Source organism: Pedobacter hiemivivus, assembly GCF_004331685.1.
Taxonomy (GTDB): domain Bacteria; phylum Bacteroidota; class Bacteroidia; order Sphingobacteriales; family Sphingobacteriaceae; genus Pedobacter; species Pedobacter hiemivivus.
In genome coordinates this window covers 413422-433034 of the sequence record NZ_SJSM01000004.1, presented here as the reverse complement: position 1 = coordinate 433034, position 19613 = coordinate 413422, and the positions used below count along the sequence as shown (strand labels likewise).

11 protein-coding genes are annotated in these 19613 nt (G+C 37.4%); 2 read left to right on the top strand and 9 right to left on the bottom strand.

Translation table 11 applies throughout. The annotated features are described in order from the left end of the window. The first annotated feature begins 4 nt into the window (after positions 1 to 4). Positions 5 to 1177, top strand: coding sequence for a glycosyltransferase family 2 protein (locus EZ444_RS10430; protein WP_131608670.1), 1173 nt, complete (start codon positions 5 to 7; stop codon positions 1175 to 1177). On the opposite strand, the gene EZ444_RS10425 is transcribed toward EZ444_RS10430, so the two are convergent. From EZ444_RS10425 to EZ444_RS10385, 9 genes are all read right to left on the bottom strand, one after another. After that, entirely contained in the window at positions 1172 to 1960 is a 789-nt protein-coding gene (locus tag EZ444_RS10425) for an FkbM family methyltransferase (protein WP_131608669.1), read from the bottom strand. The genes EZ444_RS10430 and EZ444_RS10425 overlap by 6 nt on opposite strands. 3 nt (positions 1961 to 1963) lie before the next feature. Beyond that, complete coding sequence (locus tag EZ444_RS10420) at positions 1964 to 2797, bottom strand: cupin-like domain-containing protein (protein ID WP_131608668.1); 834 nt, start codon at positions 2795 to 2797, stop codon at positions 1964 to 1966. 72 nt (positions 2798 to 2869) lie between these two features. After that, positions 2870 to 3550 carry a 4'-phosphopantetheinyl transferase family protein gene (locus EZ444_RS10415; RefSeq protein ID WP_165503582.1) on the bottom strand — a complete coding sequence of 227 codons (681 nt, stop codon included), beginning with the start codon at positions 3548 to 3550 and terminating at the stop codon, positions 2870 to 2872. 26 nt (positions 3551 to 3576) lie between these two features. Beyond that, positions 3577 to 7608, bottom strand: a complete 4032-nt coding sequence (locus EZ444_RS10410) for a non-ribosomal peptide synthetase (protein WP_225874693.1) — start codon at positions 7606 to 7608, stop codon at positions 3577 to 3579. Positions 7609 to 7613: 5 nt separating this feature from the next. Continuing rightward, a complete protein-coding gene (locus EZ444_RS10405) occupies positions 7614 to 14240 on the bottom strand; it encodes a polyketide synthase (protein WP_131608665.1) in 6627 nt (2208 codons plus the stop codon). A 220-nt stretch (positions 14241 to 14460) separates the two neighbouring features. After that, positions 14461 to 14622, bottom strand: a complete 162-nt coding sequence (locus EZ444_RS10400) for a hypothetical protein (RefSeq protein WP_225874691.1) — start codon at positions 14620 to 14622, stop codon at positions 14461 to 14463. A 262-nt stretch (positions 14623 to 14884) separates the two neighbouring features. Beyond that, positions 14885 to 15442, bottom strand: coding sequence for a hypothetical protein (locus EZ444_RS10395; protein WP_131608664.1), 558 nt, complete (start codon positions 15440 to 15442; stop codon positions 14885 to 14887). Positions 15443 to 15770: 328 nt separating this feature from the next. Further along, positions 15771 to 16022 carry a hypothetical protein gene (locus EZ444_RS10390; RefSeq protein ID WP_131608663.1) on the bottom strand — a complete coding sequence of 84 codons (252 nt, stop codon included), beginning with the start codon at positions 16020 to 16022 and terminating at the stop codon, positions 15771 to 15773. 67 nt (positions 16023 to 16089) lie between these two features. Continuing rightward, positions 16090 to 18270, bottom strand: a complete 2181-nt coding sequence (locus EZ444_RS10385; RefSeq protein ID WP_131608662.1) for a S46 family peptidase — start codon at positions 18268 to 18270, stop codon at positions 16090 to 16092. Positions 18271 to 18460: 190 nt separating this feature from the next. On the opposite strand from EZ444_RS10385, the gene EZ444_RS10380 reads away from it, so the two are divergent. Further along, positions 18461 to 18949: a GAF domain-containing protein gene (locus EZ444_RS10380; RefSeq protein WP_131608661.1), complete on the top strand. Its 489-nt coding sequence runs from the start codon at positions 18461 to 18463 to the stop codon at positions 18947 to 18949. Positions 18950 to 19613 lie beyond the last annotated feature (664 nt).

The following is a 19613-nucleotide window of genomic DNA, read 5'->3' as shown; positions in this document are numbered from 1 at the left end:
ATAAATGGTAGTAGCTTTTTGGATCTGTCTTTCTCTTGTCGCATACACTTTTATAGGTTATGGTTTCCTATTATCTATCCTTGTAAAAATTAAACGGCTATTTGCAAAGCCATTTAATTTTGCGACAAATGTTAATTTACCAAGTGTAACCCTCGTTATTGCAGCCTACAATGAAGAAGACCTGATAGATGAAAAAATAACAAATTCGCTGCAACTTAATTATCCTAAGGATAAGATCAAGATTATGTTTGTTACAGACGGCTCTACTGACAGAACTCCAGATAAGGTGCGGGTGCATCCTGAGATTATCTTATTACATCAGGATTTACGAGCAGGGAAAATGGCTGCAATTAAAAGAGCGATCCCCTTTGTGACTAGCGAGGTAATTGTTTTTACGGATGCCAACACGTTCCTAAATGAGGATGCAATTCTTGAATTGGTGAAGCATTATCAAAATCCTAAAGTTGGTGCCGTTGCCGGAGAAAAAAGGATACTCGTAGCAGAGAAGGCCGATGCCAGCTCCGCAGGTGAGGGCTTTTATTGGAAGTACGAATCCTTACTTAAAAAATTGGATTATGAGCTTTACTCCAATGTTGGCGCAGCAGGGGAGCTATTTAGCATAAGGACAGCTCTTTACCAACCCGTTGAGTCTGATACCATAATAGACGATCATATGATTGCCATGCGAATAGCTGAAAAAGGCTACATAATTGCTTACGAAGCTAATGCCTATGCTATGGAGACCGCATCAGAAAATACCAGCGAAGAATTAAAACGAAAAATTAGAATTGCTGCCGGGGGAATTCAATCCATTTTAAGGTTAAAAAGAGCTGCTAACCCATTTTATTACCCGGTCTTCACTTTTCAGTATATAAGTCATAGAGTATTAAGGTGGACAATTACTCCGTTTTTATTGATTATCGTTTTTATTTTAAATGCCTTAATCGCCTATCGAACACAAATTCTATTTTATCAGATTCTCTTTGCATTACAAGCCTCTTTTTATGCTTTAAGTCTGTTAGGCTTGTATTTTGAGCAAAGAAACATCAGGATAAAAGCACTATTTATCCCATACTATTTTTGCGTAATGAATTACGCTGTTATAGCAGGGATATTTAGATATTTTAGAAAAAATCAAAGTGCAGCCTGGGAGAAATCAAAAAGAAAAATGCTATAATTCCATCGACTTTAACTGTTGATAGACATCCTCGCGTACAAAAGTTCGTTTTAGCATGTAAGTAGAGTGTACTAAAACATAACCTGCTTTCTTAAGTTGGGTACAAGCTTTCTTTATTCTTAACTTATGTCCTAAGCCTTTCGCATGGTAGACTTCATCAAACTCTATCATGATGACTTTAATATCGAGTTTGTCTTTAACAATAGTATCAATAACAGTATACTCAGCACCTTCGATTTCAATTTTTACCAAATCTACTGTAGGATGATTAAATTCCTTCATAAAGTTAGACAGGCGATCTACTGGTGCTTCAATATATTCCCCTGAATCTTTAAAAAGATAGACGGAATGAGATATGTAGTTTTCAAGATCAGGTGCATAAAACTTTAATATAGTATTCTCGTCCCAAACCCCTTTATTTACGTAGGTAATTTCTTCCAGTTGTTGAGAATTGATCCGGTATTGAAATACAGGGTCATCAAAAACACCAAATGTTTCTCCTCGGGCAACAGTTTCCTTTAATTTTATGAAGTAATTTATACCTTCTGGCATGGGGTCAAAAATGAAAATTTTTGAGTCATATAATACTTTTAATTCGGTATCAAATGTGATGTCCTCACCAGCTCCTATGCAATAACATATGGAGTCTTTATTTAAAAAATTATCTGGGACCTTGTAACCGTGGTGTTCTGAGCCAACATGAATAAGATTTTTGAGCGGTTTAACGTCTGTTTGCGGATGTAATTTTATTACCTTCTTGGCAAGTTCTTTTATAGCCTTCATATGTTATTTTAAGGTATCACCCATCTTACAGCCAAGCCATGCGTAACTGTACATGGTTATCGCTTTCATAAGGCCCTCTCTACGTTTAAACGACCAAACATCTTTTAAAAAATCTTTATGGTTTTTACTGTTCATTTGATCAAAAGCCACTGATATGGTCGATGTCAGTGAATAAGCGGAGTGCCAGGTGCCAAAAGGAATAAAAAGGGTTTCTCCCGGACCAACAGTAAAGTGAATGGGAGTCGCTTCTTTATACTTTGGAAATTTCTCATAATCAGGCTCAAAAATATTCACTTCAGAACGCCATGGATCGCCTGGCTTAGGATAGAGTAGATCTTCCTGTCCTCTAGGAAATACAGTAAAACGCTTCTCGCCATGCAATTGAGTTATCCAGGCATTAAGATGGTAATAATCTAAGTGTAAGTATGGGAATTTGCCACCTGGACCACCAATAAAAAGTTCAGTAGCGCTACCCCAATACCCCTTTTGAAACCATTTGGACTCTAACCAATTTGGACTAGCATAATTTAGATTAAGCGGGTTCAAGAGTGGTAATAGTTCAGGTATTTGGTCCGGTATATTAAATACTAAAGGATAAGGGGCTGGATTGCTTTCAGTGCTGGTTTCAACTAAATCCATGATTTGACTCATCGTATAAGTTTCGCCGTTTTTTTTAATAGTTCGTTCGCCATAGTTCGTTCTGAACCAGTCAGGACTAAATAGTCCATTGGCTTTCCAAACCTTCGATGCATTTTTAAAAACAACCGGAATCCCAGGTTCATAAAAATTAGTCATAAATTCGTGATGAGAGATGTCATCAACCCTTTGAATATCCATGAATTAAGCTGTTAAATTTAGAATTTTAATACCTATATAAAATATGAATGAATATACATGAAATATTGGAGATTAGAAAAACCAATATTCATTTTTGAAACATAAAGTGTTAATCGCCAAGCTGATTATATGCGATTCATCAAGTTGGTTACTTGTTAGTTTATAGTTAGCACCTGCTCTGGATACCGTATTTTCAGAACAATCAATGGCATGCAGATTATCAATTATTCCTTCACCACTTGCCTTAAGTACAGCTTCTTTTCTGGTCCAGAAAGTATAGAAATCAATTGCGTTTTTGATGTGCCCTAACTCCGATGTGGTAAAGCACACCTTTAATAAGGAATTAAAATCGAAATCATTTTTAATAAATTCAATATCTATCCCAATCGGGAGTGGACTTATGGCTATGATCGTAAAATTGCCGCTATGGCTAATGTTAAAATGTTGTGCTGCAATATGTGGTTTCTGATTTCCAATATGTGAAAAAAGAATAGCTGATGGTTCGATACCTAGTGTTTTTGAAAGAATTGTTCTCAGAAAAAACTTTCCAATAATATATCTTTTCGCGTCCTCTATATGCTTAAAGCGACCTGCTTTTTCAATTTCATCCGCTCGAAGAACAGTCGGATAGTGCGCTACTATTTTATCAAAATCAGCTATCGATATTTTGAAAATATGCGTGCATTTTTTGTCTATATAGCTATCACTAGTATAGTTACGCCAGGTAATCGGATGATCTATAAAATTTTTCAATCTATTTAGCTTATCATAAAGGCTAACTATGGCGTAACCTTGTTTAATTCCTCTTGCAATTTTGTCGAAAAAACGTGAACATGCTTAGGGTCGAAAAATTGTAAATGCGCTAACGGAATCTCAACAAATGTTAATTTTCCCCCCATGTAAGGAGCAAAACCATTACTTTGCATATTAGAAATGTAACTCATTTTTTTATCATTTGCTTTAAAAAGCGTCACATCCGTCTTATACTTTTTTAACCTATATTTTCGAAAAGCTTTTTGATGCGCCTTTTGAAGTCTATCTAAAACGTACAATGGATTTGATAAGTCCACCTTGATAGGGTTAAGTTTTTTATAGTAATTATATAATGTTCCGAGGGTGAAATTTATTTTATGTTCAATAAAGGCCTTTGGATGCATAGAAAAGTATAGAAAAGCGCAGCCAACAGATTTTATAGCGTGATTAAAAACTTCAGCAATCTTACCCTCTTTTATAAGACGGAGGTAACTATCTCCGTCATAATAAGTATCAAGAAGTGCTAAAAAGGAGACCCTTTTTCCCATTTCCAGCAATTGCTCTGACATTTCAAGCGCAATTGTTCCCCCAGAAGAATAACCCATTAATAAATATGGACCCTCGGGATTATCTTTAATGATTTCATTAATATATCCTGCAGCAATTTTTTCTACGGTTTTTTCAGGTTCGTCTTCAGGATTTAAGCCTTTAGGTTGTATGCCTAAAATCGGTTGGTCTTCATCAATTTCATTTAAAAGGTTTTTAAAAATGATAATGTTCATTCCCTGCCCGTGAATGATATAAAGAGGCGGTTTATTCCCCTTACTCTTAATCGGAATCAGGGAATCCCAGGCTAATTCTTGCTTGGGTTTACTTAAGTTTAAGGCCAGTTTTTCTATAGTCGAATTGTCAAAAAGGATGGCAAGTGGAAGTCGAATTCCCGTTTGCTTTTCTATTTCAACCATCACCTTTATAGCGATCATGGAATGTCCACCCAGTTCAAAAAAATCATCAATAATACTTACCTGTTTTAGCCCAAGGTTTTCTGCCCATATTTTAGCAATTAATTCCTGTTCTTTATTTTGAGGAGCTACAAATGTGTGCTCTTCAATAACATGAAGTAGATCACGTTTTGGCAGTGCATTTCTATCAATCTTTCCATTCGATGTTAATGGAAGTTCCGGTAACCTGATGAGCAGACGAGGAATCATATAGTCAGGAAGCCTATCCCGCATAAAAGCGATAATATTTTCTTTATCAATATCAGTCTCTGTAACCAGGTAAGCTATAAGTTGCTTTTCATTATTCACCACATCTTCGGTCAAAACAGCCGACTGCTTAACATTTGGATGTTTTTGTAAAACATTCTGTATCTCACCAATTTCAATTCTATTACCCCTTATCTTTATCTGATCGTCAATACGACCAAGGTATTGAATGTTTCCATCTGACAACCATTTTACCAAATCACCTGTTTTATAAATGATGTGATTGCCATTTTGCGGATTTGGGTTAGAAATGAATGATTTTTCAGTTACTTCCGGGTTGTTTAAATACCCTCTTGCAACACCCGCACCGCCAATGTATAATTCACCCGGCACACCTACAGGACAATATTTCAAGTCTTTGTTCAGTACATATACCGAGGTATTGGAAAAAGGCTGGCCAATAGGAACGCTAGTCGGATATAATTTATCTTTATTAACAATATGAAGTAATTTTCCTATTGTAGTTTCAGTAGGGCCGTAATGGTTTACTACCGTGCAATTCACATTAGATTCATTAATCTTTTTGATAAACTCCCCGGGTAAAGATTCTCCTCCAAACATTAAAAGTTTTTCTGGGAATAATTCCTGATGATCATGTATTAAAAATTTCCAATGCGAAGGAACTATTTTAAGAAAATCAATTTTGGTTTTCTCAAAATAGTCATGAATATAAGAGACATGATTGAACCTGTCTTTAGCAAAAATATGAAGCTCTGCGCCCAGGGTTAATGCACTAAATAAGGTCGTATTACCTAAATCAGTAGATATTGCAGAACCAAGCGCAAAAGTCTTGCACTCATTTAAAATGGGTAACTTAGCTTTCAAACCAAAAAGATAATCCATAATCGAACCATGTTCAATCATCACACCCTTTGGTAATCCTGTTGAACCTGAAGTGTAAATAATATAGATAAGATCATTTGGGGTTACAATCACCGATGGGGTAGTGGTCTCCGTTTGCCAAACTTTACATTTATCCTCATCAATAGCTAAAATATTGATGTCATTTACTTCTTGTAATTTATTATAATTCAGTTGATCACTGATGATGATGTTACTTTTTGATTCATCACAAAGGTGCTTAATACGGAATATAGGGTACTCTGGGTCTATGGGTACGTATGCCGCACCAGCTTTTAAAATACCCAAAATGGTTACAATCATCTCTAAAGAGGGTTGTAGACAGATAGGGATGAGGGAGCCCTTTTTAATACCTGAGCTTATTAAATAATTGGCCAATTGGTTGGACTTCGTATTTAATGCATCGTAGGATAAAGACTTTCCTTCAATTGTAACCGCTTTATGTTGCGGATGCTTCTTTACCTGTTCTAAAAATAAATCAATGACTGTTTTATCTCCAGGGAAATCACAATATGCTGGTGTGATCTCAGGGAAAGGATTATCCTTCGCAAGGGCCTGAGAGATCAATACCTCAGGGTTTGATGTTAGTGTTTTTAATAACGCACTAAAATCTTCCATCATTCTATTTATCGTCTCAGAAGCAAAAAGCTGAGTATTGTATGCCCACTCAAAAATCATAGCATCTTTTGAGCCGTTAACATTTAGCGAGATTTCAAAAGTTTGACAAACCCTGGGATTAGAAATAATTCTATGTGTTAAACCCATAAAATCAACATTGTCATCCATCCCTCTATCTACATTAAAAACTACTGGTACTAATGGGATATTAGCCTTGTTTCTTTTAATGCTTAAATTTTTTAGTAACTCGCTGAACGTTAATTTTTGATGATCATAAGCGTCATATATTTCATTTTTGCGTTTCTTTAAATACGCAATAAATGGAATGTCCGGAGTTATCTTACTTCTTAAAGGTAATAGATTCACACAATGCCCTACCAGATCTAAATGCTCAGTAGCTAGCTGCCCAGCAGATGGTAAGCCTAATACGATATCTTCTTGATTGGTTTGCTTATATAAAAAAACTTCGAATGCGGCAATTAAGGTAGATACTACGCTACAGTTTGCTTTAGCAGATAGTTTTTTTATCGCCTCAAGAAGCTCGCCGTCAAGCGTATAATCATTTCTTTTTCCTTCATAAGTTCTTGTTGGCGGCCTGTTATAATCCAATGGCATATTAAGTACGGGCACATCATCTTTATACTGGTCTAACCAAAATTTTTGTGTCTCCTTATAGTGCTCCGTCGTATTAAAAGCAGCCTGTTCTAAAGCGTAGGTACTAATCTGCGCTGGAGGACCAGTTCTAGGAATTTCATTCTTTGAATACACATTATAGAAGGTACTTAAATCTTCCAGAATTATCCCTATTGACCAGCCATCACCTATAATATGATGTATGATAATTGTTAAATAATACTTGTCTTCACTTACTTTATGAAGGAAAAATTTAAAAAGAACTTCATTGTTAAGGTTAAAAGGGATACCGATTTCATGATTAACAAAATCAGTTAAGTGTTCATTAACCTGAGAAGGATCCATCGAGGAAATATCTTCAAAGATTATTTCTGAATCAACCGCCTTATAGATGATTAGGCTTTCACCATTATGAGAAACATTAGCACGCAAGGCTTCATGACGAAGAACGGTGTAGTTAACTGCTTTTTGAAAGGTGTTTATATCAAATTCACCCGTTAATTCAAGTGAAACAGATTCGTTATAGGCGAGACTGGCTGGCGTTCCGCCAATAATGCAAGAAAGCCAGATTTCTTTTTGAGATTCGTTAAGGGCAATAACTTTTTCTATATCCTTTCCTTCTTCAAATGGATTAAAGTCAACTTCAATGAAATTATTACTTTTTAGAGCATCTATCATGATCACTAATTAAGTTCTATTTGTAGGTATTTCCCTTGTTGATTTGGATCTTCAATAAACCATGCCGGGTTTCCAGATTTGTCTTTTCCAAGTTTAGCGCCTTTAACAGGTGGATTATTTCCATCTACGACTACTGAAATTGATTTCTGGGTATCCATCGTTTGATTTAATGATGGAAAAAAACCAGCATCAATCATTTCATCCATACTTTCAATAAAGCAACTGATCAGTTGATCTATTTCCGGGTAAGTCATTGCTTCCGTTAAAAAACATGGGAAACCATCCAAAATATGAATTCCCTTTTCTCTCATTAAAACAAACATCAATTCACTATAAGGCAACTCCTCATGATATTTGATTTTCCATAAGGACCCGTAATTGGCAACGTAAATTGGAAGTTGCCTTTTCTCAAATTCGGAATTCAGCGCTTTGGTTAAATAGGCACCTTTTTCATTTAAACCTTGTTGCAAAGCCGGACCTTTTTCCTTCATATATGTTAAGGAAGCCTTTGCAGAAGCCAAAGCCAGGGGATGGCGAACAAATGTTCCCGCAAAATAAGTTACCCCAATTTCAGGATAGGACTGGTCTCCGTAAGTCCAATTTCCACCATCTAAGGCATCCATTAGATAACTTTTACCACCAATCACGCCAATAGGGACGCCGGCACCTATAACTTTTCCGTAGGATGCTAAATCAGCTTCAATACCAAATAATGCCTGCGCTCCACCCGGATGCATTCTAAAACCTGTAATTACCTCATCAAAAACTAGCGCTATGCCAGCATCGGTCGTAATTTCTCTTACTTTCTTTAAAAAATCTATCGGAACAAATTCTGGTCTTCTACTCTGAACAGGCTCAACCAGAACGGCCGCAATCTCAGTCGCTCTTTCTTTAATGATGGCAAGCGTTTCATCCGTGCCGTAATCTAAAACCAGAATATTTTGGACCGCTTCAGGCATAATACCTGCAGCAGCCGGGAATGATTTTAGTTTTTTAGTTCCTCTTACTAAAACTTCATCTATAATGCCATGATAAGAGCCGGTAAATGCAACAATTAAATGTCGACCAGTAACTGTACGGGCAATTCGGATACATCCCAACACAGCTTCAGAGCCGGTACTGCAAAGCGCAGCCCTATCGAAACCTGTAAATTCACAAATCAACTTACTTACATCGGCCGCAAGTTCATGTTGTGGACCAACTTCATAACCTTTTTCAATCTGCTCATGCATCGCATTCTTAATTACCTCGGGTTGATAACCTAGCATATTAGAGCCGAAACCATTCAAGGCATCAATGTACTCATTGCCATCAATATCCCAAAGTTTGCTTCCACTCGATTTGTTGATTACGATCGGGTAAACAAGCTCTTTTGTGGTCGGCCTAAAGCCAGACACAACCCTAGGGTCAGCCATAAATGGACGGCTGTCACTAGCATATGTTTTACTTTTAAGTGTTTTTTTATTGTACCGCTCAGTTAAGTCTTTAATAAAGCCCAATTGCTTTTCATCTAAATCTGTAGATAGACGCTCTATTTTTGGCGTCGCACCAAATGGTTTCTGGATTTCCGCCTTTTCTTCCTGTGATAGTTCTATATTGGCACTAATATCGGCAGGTTCTATTTTTTTTCCATTTACAGGAATAGGCTGCGGTGTGGCATGTTGGTTAACCGAAATAGGGGCTCCCTGCATCAACATGACTTGTTTTGATAATATTTCTAACTGCTGTGCAATCAAACCTAAAGCGCTATCGCCGGCACCATTAAAATTGCCATTTTGGTGACCGTTGTTTGCGGTTTGAGCAACATAAGCAGGGTGTTGTACATGGTTTAATACAGGAGGAGCAAGGTCTTCCGTATGGCTAGCCACATCTTGAGGTGCATTTTTATCTAAATAATCTACTAAAGTTTCGATTGATGGATATTCCTCATTCAGTTTTCTAAAAGTTATAGGCAAACTAAATTCCCTTTTCAATGAAATTGCAACTTGTGTGAGTAGCAAAGAGTCTAATCCTATTTCAAGAAAATTTCTATTTAATTCAATACCGTTCATTTCAATACCTGAAGCATCTTCTAATACTTGTTTAACTTTTTTGGTCAGGTTAGTTTTTCTCATCACAGCCGTATTAATTGGTATAATCTGTTTGGTTAGTTCTAGTGGAGTTTGAATCTCCGAAAAATCTGATTTCAAAGGTATCGGATTTACCCAATAACGATTTCTTTCAAACTGATAGGTGGGAAGATCAATAAATCTTCGTTTTTGGTTAGCGTAAAAATGATCCCAGTTAGGTTCAACTCCATTGTTCCATAACTGACCTAAAGCACTCAGTACAGAATCATGATCATTCTCTATATGATTAAGACTAGGGATTGCTTTTGCAGATAAAGCATTAAAACCAGCAATCTGTCTAATCAATGTTGAAGTCACCGTTCCAGGGCCAACTTCTAAAAATAAAGGTAAATCGCGATCAAGTATCGTTTCGATTGCCTTAGAGAATTGAACAGTTTTCCTTAAATGTGAGGTCCAATAATCTATACTGGTAGCTTCTTCATCACTTAATAAATCTCCGGTTACTGTAGAGACAATAGGAATTTTGGGAATGGAGAGGGAGACCTGGGCAACAACAGCTCTATATTCGTCCAGTATCGGATCCATCATCGACGAATGAAATGCATGGCTGGTAAATAAAAGCTTATTGGCAATTTCATTTTCGTCTAACAGCGCAGAAAATGCAGTGATCTGATCCGTTGGCCCTGCTACTACACAAGATTTAGCACTGTTTATCGCAGCAATGGATAGATCGCCTGATAAAAGTGCTGTAAGGCCGGTACTTTCCTTTCTAACCGATAGCATACTTCCCGAAGGAAGTTCACTAATCAATTTACCCCGGGTAGCGACCAATCTTAAGCCATCTTCTAAAGAAAAGACGCCCGATAAATATCCAGCTACATATTCACCAACACTATGACCGCATAACAATGTTGGACTAATTCCCCAGCTCATCCAAAGTTTTGCCAAGGCATATTCCGTAACAAATAATGCCGGTTGGGTATATCTTGTATCCTTTAATCTTGCATTCGCCTCATCAGATAGGATTTCCGGATATATGATTGATCTTATATCTTCATGAATGTATGTTCTAAGTATACCTGCACAGGAATCAATTGCAGCTTTATAAACGGGCTCCTGTAGATACAGGTCTAAGCCCATGTTTAAGTACTGGGCGCCCTGACCGGGAAATGTAAAGACAATCTCTTGAGGTAATTCATGTAATGTGTTTACATTTAATGAGTTTTGTTTTTCCAGTGCCAATGATTCTTTTAGCGCTGTAATAGAATTTGAAACCAGAAATCTGCGGTATTTGAAATCATCTCTCGTTTTTCTAAGCGTATAACTAAGATCAGCCAGGTTAGTGTCCGGGTGCAGTGTTAAGTAATCATGAAGGGCAGCAGCATAAGCATCTCTACTAGTTTCTGAATTTGCAGACCAGGTAATCAACTCTAAAGCATTATGCTCCGGTTGTTCTTCAATGGCATTTTCGTATCCTTCTATTACAACGTGAACGTTTGTTCCGCCTACACCAAAAGAGCTGATTCCCGCTATTCTTTTGCTACTCGTATTCCAGTGTGTAAGTTTATCGTTTACGTAAAATGGACTATTGTTAAAGTCTATATTGCGATTAGGTGTTTTGTAACCTAAAGAAGCAGGTATTTTTTTATGGTATAGGGCTAAGCTGGTTTTGATTAAACCGGCAACTCCTGCAGCATGCGTTAAATGGCCAAAATTGCTTTTTACAGAACCTATTGCACAAAATTGAGTTCTATTTTGATATCCGAACGCATCCACAAGGCCTTCAAACTCAATAGGATCACCAATTGGTGTCCCTGTTCCATGCGCTTCAATGTAGCTGATCTCAGCAGCATCTACTCCCGCATCCGAAATTGCTGAAGCAATGGCATCGGCTTGACCTTCAGCGCTGGGTGCAGTAAAACTTCCTTTTCCAAAACCATCATTATTTATTCCAATACCTTTTATAACGGCATATATTTTATCACCATCGTTTATAGCAGCATCGAGTTTTTTTAAGAGTACGACACCGGCGCCATCACTAAAAACAGTTCCAGTAGCGCTATCATCAAAAGGGGTACAATGGCCATTGGCACTAAGCATACTTCCTTCCTGGTAAATATGGCCACTATTTATGGGGGAGGTCACACTTGATCCACCAGCAATGGCAATTTCACATTGATGAGCTCTCAAGCTATTTACAGCTTGCGCAATAGCGAGTAATGAAGTGGAGCAGGCAGAGTTTACACTTACAGCGGGTCCTTTAAGGTTTAGGTGATAGGCTGTACGCGAAGCGATATAATCCTTTTCATTTACGCTTGAAACCTGTATTTTACCCTGGTTTTCAATCAAGTTGGGATGGGAAAGTACATTGTTTTCATAATAGGTATTGTTACCGCTGCCTGCAAATACACCAACTTTAGCGCTATGTTTTGAGGGCAGATACCCCGTTTTCTCCAGGATTTCTCTGGAAATCTCCAGAAAAATTCGCTGCTGTGGATCCATTAGTTCCGCTAGTTTTGAATTTATTCCAAAAAAAGCAGGATCAAATTTATCTACATCCTTTATAATTCCCCGGGCTTTAACATACGAAGGATCATTTTTAAGCTGATCGGGGATACTTGGATCTATTTCTGAAGACGTAAAAAATGTAGTCGTTTCCTTTCCTTCAACCAATAGGTTCCAAAAGTCCTCCATCGTATTTGCTCCTGGAAATTTCCCCGCCATTCCAATAATGGCGATATCCCTCGAATGATCATTGGTAGATTTCTTAGGGGTTATTTTTTCTTCTGTAAAGTTTTTTTCCAGGTACATGGCCATCCCCGCTATGCTGGGGTATTGATATAGCTTTGTAACAGGTAAACTATAGCCAAATTGTCGTTTTAGTTCTGCAACAGTCTTTTGCGCTAATAAAGAATTTCCGCCAATTTCAAAGAAGCTGTCATTTACCCCAATTTTATCATAGCCGAAGATTTCTATCAAAATCTGAGCAATCTCGTTTTCTTTTTCCGTTGATGGCTTTTTATAAATGATATTGGTCTCTGGCCTTTTGGTATCTGGTTTTGGAAGGGCTTTTCTATCCACCTTTCCACTTGTTGTCTTAGGAAACTCCTGTAGCCAAACAAATGATACCGGTATCATATAATCGGGTAAAGACTGCGAAATAATCGTTCTTAGCTTGTTTCCGGTGTAATTTTGTTCCTTCCCAATCAAATAAGCAACCAAGACTTTTCTACCCGGAAAGTCCTCACGAAGTACAACAGCAACCTGAGCAATATCAGGTTGTTGGGTGATCACCACTTCAATTTCTCCCAATTCAACCCGATGTCCCCTAATTTTAACCTGATGATCAGCTCTACCCAGGCATTCTATATTTCCGTCAGACAGCAAGCGAGCATGGTCTCCGGTTCGGTATATTCGAGTAGTTGATTTTGGTAAAAAAGTAAACTTCTCAGCAGTCATTTCCGGCAAATTCAGGTACCCATCCGCTAAACATAGGCCACTAATGCATAATTCGCCTACTTCACCATGAGGTACCTCATTCAGGTTTTCATCCAAGATGAAAATTTTAGTGTGGTAAATAGCCTCACCAATACAAGGGAGCGCTGGCCATTGCGCTGGATCGCCTGATAACTTAAACTCGGTGACCACATGTGCTTCAGTGGGGCCGTACTGATTGTAAAGTGTCGATTCTGGTATTTGCGAGAAAAATTTTATAATTTGTGGAGTGATCTTTAGCTGTTCTCCAGCTGTCATCACCTCCTTTAATGCAATTGGGTATACTTCACTAGCTACAGCACTTTCCGTAATAGATTGCAAGGCAACAAATGGTAGGAAAATTCGATTTATACTTTGTTCGGTTATCAAATTCAATAGCCTTAGCGGATCTAGTCTTAAATCTTCAGAAATAAGAACTAAAGTGCCACCGGTAGTTAGTGTGGCAAAAATCTCCTGAAAGGAAACATCAAAACTAAGAGGGGAGAACTGTAACGTTTTTGTTTTTTCGTCCGCAATAGATTTTTCTTTCTGCCATAGCAGTAAGTTAACCAAGGCGTTTTGGCCCATGCAAACACCTTTAGGGTTTCCTGTAGTACCCGAAGTATGTAAGATATAGGTTAACCTATCCTGTGCTGTTTCTAAGGCTAAATTCTCATTCGATAGGTCTTTGGCTAGATCCAAAGCATCCTCAGTCAACAACAGTCTGTCCTGAAGATCATCATATAGCTCAGCGCTTTTTTTTGAAACTAAGACATATTTTGCTCCTGAATTTTCTGCTATAAAATGAATACGGTCTTTTGGGTAGCTAATTTCTATAGGCACATAGGCACTACCTGTTTTAATAATCGCTAATAATGCAATTATGGTGTCAATAGAACGGTCGGTCGAAATTGCGACCCTATCATTTGGTAACACATTTTTTTGAACTAAAAAATGTGCAAGCTGGTTTGACCTTTGGTTAAGTTCTCTGTAAGTAAGTGGAGCGCCTTCAAAAACAACAGCAATATTCTCGGGCACTTTATCTACTTGCTCAGAGAACAAATCAATAATTGTGTTTTTGTTAAGCATATAGAATAAGTTGAGCGTTTGATCCTAATTATACATTGTTTATAACGAAAAAAGTTACCGTTAAAGATATGAAATATATTTTAACAATTATTGCGGTTTATCTATGTTTGATTGCTTTTTTGTTTCGAAAAGCGGCGCTTAACTTCTTTAAGAAAAGCGCTTTAACGCAACAAGCCAATCCTGAGTAGGATTGGCTTGTTGCGTTATATATTATCAGGGCTTATTTTTTCTCTGGAGGAGTATTTACAATTTCTCCAAATTCATTTACCCAGGCCATCATGCTTTCTAGATCTCCACCAGTAGAGTTCTGTTGACGCTCCTGTTTACGTTGTTCTTTATCTTCTTTTTTCTTTTGTCTGTTCTTTTCTAGTTGCTTCTTCATGAAGGTTGCCTGAGATTTAGCCATAAATTCAATGTGTTAGTTAAAAAAATAACTTTTCTCTGCTCTTACCTGTTGTAGACTGCATCATGATTCAAGATCATTGTGGGTCTGGATATAATTTAATTCTCGGCGGCAACGGATCAGCAACCTGGAGAAATTGAAACCCAATCAAAGGATTAATTGGCAAGTAATATTAAGAGAATAGTGTAATAAATATCCCGTTTTATGCAAATGTAAGGATTTTTATGTTAAAAAACGACTCTTATTTAGATAGCGTAATTGTGTAGGTCAGTGTTCCTTTTACTTTCAACGGGGTGGTGGTGACTTTTTTCGCTTTAACAGCCATACTATAAGTTCTTGATGGGTTGATTAGAAAAGAATTGAAGTCACCGGGAAGAATAGTCGGGGTTAAAGCCAGACCGATAATTGTTGAAGTCGAAGGAATAGTGGTAACGGCTATGTTGGCTACTTTTCCACTTGCTGGAATTCCAAAATTTACAGTTTCCAGATTGCCAAAATTATTATCGACATCAAGCTTAGGTAATGTATCCAACTTCAAATTCAAACTCGTGATTTTAGTGGTTTTGATATTTTCAATACCATAACTATTTGCACTTTTTTTGAGCTGTTCTTCCAGATTTAAAGTCGATACTATTCCCGATATAATTGGGGTAGATGTGATGTCAGCCAGTATGGGGATATTAAATGCGACGGTGTCACTAACGAAGATGTCTTCTTGTATATTCTCCGTTATCTTACTACATGAAGTATATAAAATGACAAAGGAGATTAGTGCGATATATATGGTTTTACTTTTCATGATTGTTGCAAGGTAGTCATGTTTATTTTAAACAAAAAATTCAAATCATATTCAACGCTGAAAGGCTTTAAATTTGTATGTTTGAATAGGGGGTAGAAGGGGTTAAAAGCTGCTGACTTATATTATATTTGGCGTTTTTGGCCTTCCGAATTATATTTTGTGATATTGTTTAACTAATTGTTTTTCAGCTTACATAAATCATTTCTTCTTAACTTTTAATTTACTGTAACGTTTTGTTTTGGGTTGATGACCATCTGAATTGCAGAATATAGTTTTGTTGCGGTTTTATTCGTGCTGTATTACAGTTAGTTAGTATTGTTTTGATGAACTAGTACTGTTGCCTGTTGTAAGCTTCAGAAAAATCAGACCTCATGCCTTTAAAACGTTCCACAACGGTGGCTATAAATGCCTCATCCAAGATCTGAAAAATCTCGTTTGCTCCCCCTCCGCTTAAGTCAAGTTCCGATAATTTGTAGCTTTGTTCAAGTGTGCCCTGTTCAAATTTTATGATGTATTTCTGGTTCATATTGAACAACGTGATTTTGCATTCTGGATGCGGTAGTTCTGCGATTACTCTCATGTATTTTTGTTTTAAAAAAGCCATCCTTTAAGGATGGCTTTCGTGTGTCGATTTTAATTAAATGGCGTTAAATCTTAACCCCTATTTCCTTCAAAAGGAAGTTTGCTTTGTCAATTTTAGCGGCTACCCACAATACATAACGAATGTCAACTCCAATAGATCTGCTGTAACTTTCATTCCAGGCATAATCGTTAATGGTAGCGCCATAAGCACGGTCAAAATTTACACCGATTAACTCGCCTTGCGCATTCATCACTGGAGAGCCGGAGTTACCACCGGTCGTGTCCATGTTGTATAGGAAGGCTACAGGCACATCCTTTAAATCTTTTTTAGCAAAGGGACCAAAGTCTTTAGCTTCCCAAAGTGCCCTTATTTGTGCTGGATAATCAAACTCAGGGTTTCCTGACGTTCCTTTTTCCAGTATACCTTTGATGGTCGTGTAAGGGCGCATATAAGAAGCGTCAGCAGGCCAATATCCTCTTACGTAACCGTAGGTAAGTCGCAAAGTGCTGTTTGCATCCGGTATAAAGTCCTTTTTAAGAAATTTCTCTTTCACATTTACATAGTCGCCCATTAATTTATTCAATACCCCATCACGGCGATCTTTTTCGGGTTTTAGTTCCGTAATCTGGCTGGCGATATCCTTTTCAAAAGATAAAAGCGGATCGCTGTAAGCTGATATTGATTTTGCGGATGCTAGTAAAGTGTTGAACACATAGGCTGTGTCTTTTAGCTTTGTCGTCCCAAAGATGTTGTTTACAACGTCATCAATTGCCTTTTCTTGGTCTGTAGACTTATTTGAGATTTTAGCAACTGCGTTTACAGGTTGGTCTGAAGAAAATTGGGCAGCATCCATAAGCATCTTTTTAAAGATCTTTCTGTCGGCATCAATGTCGTAAGCTTCGTAATTGCCTGCTAAAAATTGCTTTAAGCGTGGCTTGTTTTGATTAAAGAAAGCCTCTTTCTGGTTTCCTGGTTGTGCATCAAGCGCCATTTTAAACGCATTGATGTTTTTGGATACACCTAGTAAGCTAGTTGAATTGTACACTTGCGTTAACCAGAGGTCCCGCTTGGCATCACCGTTAATTAACTTGTAAAGGTTGTCTATGTCGCTCATTAAGTTGCCGTAGCGCGCTTTAACATCAACATTGTTGTTGATGAATTTAGCAAGTGCCGCATCTTCCGTCTTCTTTTGCGAAATGAGATCTATTCCTTTTAGACCTTGTAGCTTGCCACGGTAGTTTTTTAAAACATTGGCGTTTCTTTTGATTCTGGTAGCCAGTTTAATTTCAGTAGCCTTGTCTTTCTTGCCTGCATTTTCCATGGTTGTATTCTGGAAGTCGTATAAGTTCGATACATAAGGCAGTACAAACTGTTGCTGATACTCGATGAATTGAGCAGGGCGGTGGCGGAAAGTTCGTCCTGGGTAACCTAAAATAAATACAAAATCTTCTTCATTTGTTCCATTAGGATTTACCTTCAAGAATTTTTTAGGTGTATAAGGGATGTTGTTTTTAGCATATTTTGCTGGTTTACCATCTGGCGACACATAAGCACGCATAAAAGAGAAGTCTCCAGTGTGGCGTGGCCATACCCAGTTATCTGTCTCTCCACCATACTCGCCAACCTGGCGGTTCGGAACATATACCAATCTAACATCCTGTATAGTTTTGTATTTAAACAATACATACGTTTTTCCAATAAACATTTCCGAAACTTCTGCCTGTATGCTAGGGTCTTTTTTCTCCGCTTCAACGGCTATGTTTTTCATGGCATCGTTAATTAACTTCAGCCTTGATGATGGATCGGTGATTTGAGCAACGGCACCTAAAATACGATCAGATACGTCTTCATAACTATCAGTAATTCGACATGTTAGGCCTTTTGCTTCAATTTCTTGTTCATGTGTTGCTGCGACAAAGCCATTGGTTAAGTAATCGTGTTCAGGTGTACTGGCAAGCTGTACGGCGCTAAAGGCACAGTGGTGATTGGTGATGATTAGTCCTTGATTAGAAATGAAAGATCCGGTACATCCGCCGACGTTGACTAATGCATCAACAAGGCTGGTGCCATTGGGATTGTAAATTTCATTCTGATTGATTTTTAACCCGGCTTTTTTTAAATCCAGCTTATGGATTTCACTTAAAGGGAACATGCCTTCTTCCCAGGGCTTGTAGCCTGATTGCAAGACGCCCACAGTAAGTAGCGAGCATGTTAGTAGGGATGTGATTAAGGTTTTTTTATTCATTTATGATTGTATTTATTAATAGTTAGTTTCGAACAGCTGGCATCAATTCTGGAATTGATGGTTTGTTAAAAAAAATCAAATTTAATTATTTTAGCGGTTTAGCGTGTGAAATCCTCAAGATAACCTTAAAGCAGGAGCGTTAATGGTATTTGTCTAAGTTTCGTATTTTTGTAACTCAAGTAAATTTATAATGGCAGAAGATTTAGTGATAAGCAGAAATATAGATAAGGAATCTCAGTATGTATCCCTTATTCCTCAGGTAAAAGCATTGATCACCGGTGAAGATGATCTGATTGCGAACTTAGCTAATATTGCTGCGGCTTTAAAAGAGCAGTTCGGTTGGTTTTGGGTTGGGTTCTATTTGGTTAAGGGAGACGAGTTAGTCCTTGGTCCATTTCAGGGGCCTGTAGCCTGTACCAGAATAAAAAAGGGAAAGGGTGTTTGTGGTACTTCATGGCAGCAGAATGAAATCCTGATTGTGGATGATGTGGATCAATTTCCAGGCCATATTGCCTGTGCATCAGCCTCCAGATCTGAAATTGTTTTGCCGCTGCTTAAAGGAGCAGAAGTAGTTGGAGTTTTAGATGTGGATAGCGAATATCTTTCTCATTTTGATGATATTGATGCTAAGTATTTAAAGGAAATAATTAGTTTTCTTGATGGGACTAATTGCTATTAATTACGCTATGTTTAAAGCAAAACAGAAATGGTAAAAGGTAGGGACTTTCTTCAGCTAGTAAAAAATACCTGTCGAGTTCTTTTAGGAAGAGGTATGAATGCATGTTACGTCTATTTCATGGACAAAGAAACTGAACGGTACTTTAGAAGCAGGACTAGGAAAGCCAATTAGCATCTTAATAATCCATGGAATAACAAATTGTACTTTACTATTTCCGTATTTGAATTTATTTTAAAATACAACAATTCGGAAGTGGTATACTACTCTAAAGACTATATTCATGGGAATACTTGTTAGTCATATTCTGAAAAATGAATCGTACCTGATGGTTTGCATCAATATCCAACGTCAATAATAAATCATTAAGCCCTTGAATAATCGGTACGCGCAACTCCTCCACTAATTTATTTTTTAATCGTAATAGATGTATATTAATTAATTATTAGAATAATTATAATTGCTATGTCAGTAAATAATTATTTTATCGCCACGTTCTTCAGACAGAATCGTTCTTCTTCGTGATAAATTTCAAATTTTCTTCGGCTTCTTTTCTTGGCTCCTGATTACTTCTGGAAGTTTTTCAAAACTAAATGGTTCTATAGGCATTATTCCTCTTTTTCGACATATACTATCAATTTTCTAACTACAGCTATGTATTATCATT

Coding starts and splice junctions, on each gene's coding strand:
- EZ444_RS10430 (WP_131608670.1), top strand. CDS start 5: ATGGTAGTAGCTTTTTGGATCTGTCTTTCTCTTGTCGCATACACTTTT.
- EZ444_RS10425 (WP_131608669.1), bottom strand. CDS start 1,960: ATGAAGGCTATAAAAGAACTTGCCAAGAAGGTAATAAAATTACATCCG.
- EZ444_RS10420 (WP_131608668.1), bottom strand. CDS start 2,797: ATGGATATTCAAAGGGTTGATGACATCTCTCATCACGAATTTATGACT.
- EZ444_RS10410 (WP_225874693.1), bottom strand. CDS start 7,608: ATGATAGATGCTCTAAAAAGTAATAATTTCATTGAAGTTGACTTTAAT.
- EZ444_RS10405 (WP_131608665.1), bottom strand. CDS start 14,240: ATGCTTAACAAAAACACAATTATTGATTTGTTCTCTGAGCAAGTAGAT.
- EZ444_RS10400 (WP_225874691.1), bottom strand. CDS start 14,622: ATGAAGAAGCAACTAGAAAAGAACAGACAAAAGAAAAAAGAAGATAAA.
- EZ444_RS10395 (WP_131608664.1), bottom strand. CDS start 15,442: ATGAAAAGTAAAACCATATATATCGCACTAATCTCCTTTGTCATTTTA.
- EZ444_RS10390 (WP_131608663.1), bottom strand. CDS start 16,022: ATGAGAGTAATCGCAGAACTACCGCATCCAGAATGCAAAATCACGTTG.
- EZ444_RS10385 (WP_131608662.1), bottom strand. CDS start 18,270: ATGAATAAAAAAACCTTAATCACATCCCTACTAACATGCTCGCTACTT.
- EZ444_RS10380 (WP_131608661.1), top strand. CDS start 18,461: ATGGCAGAAGATTTAGTGATAAGCAGAAATATAGATAAGGAATCTCAG.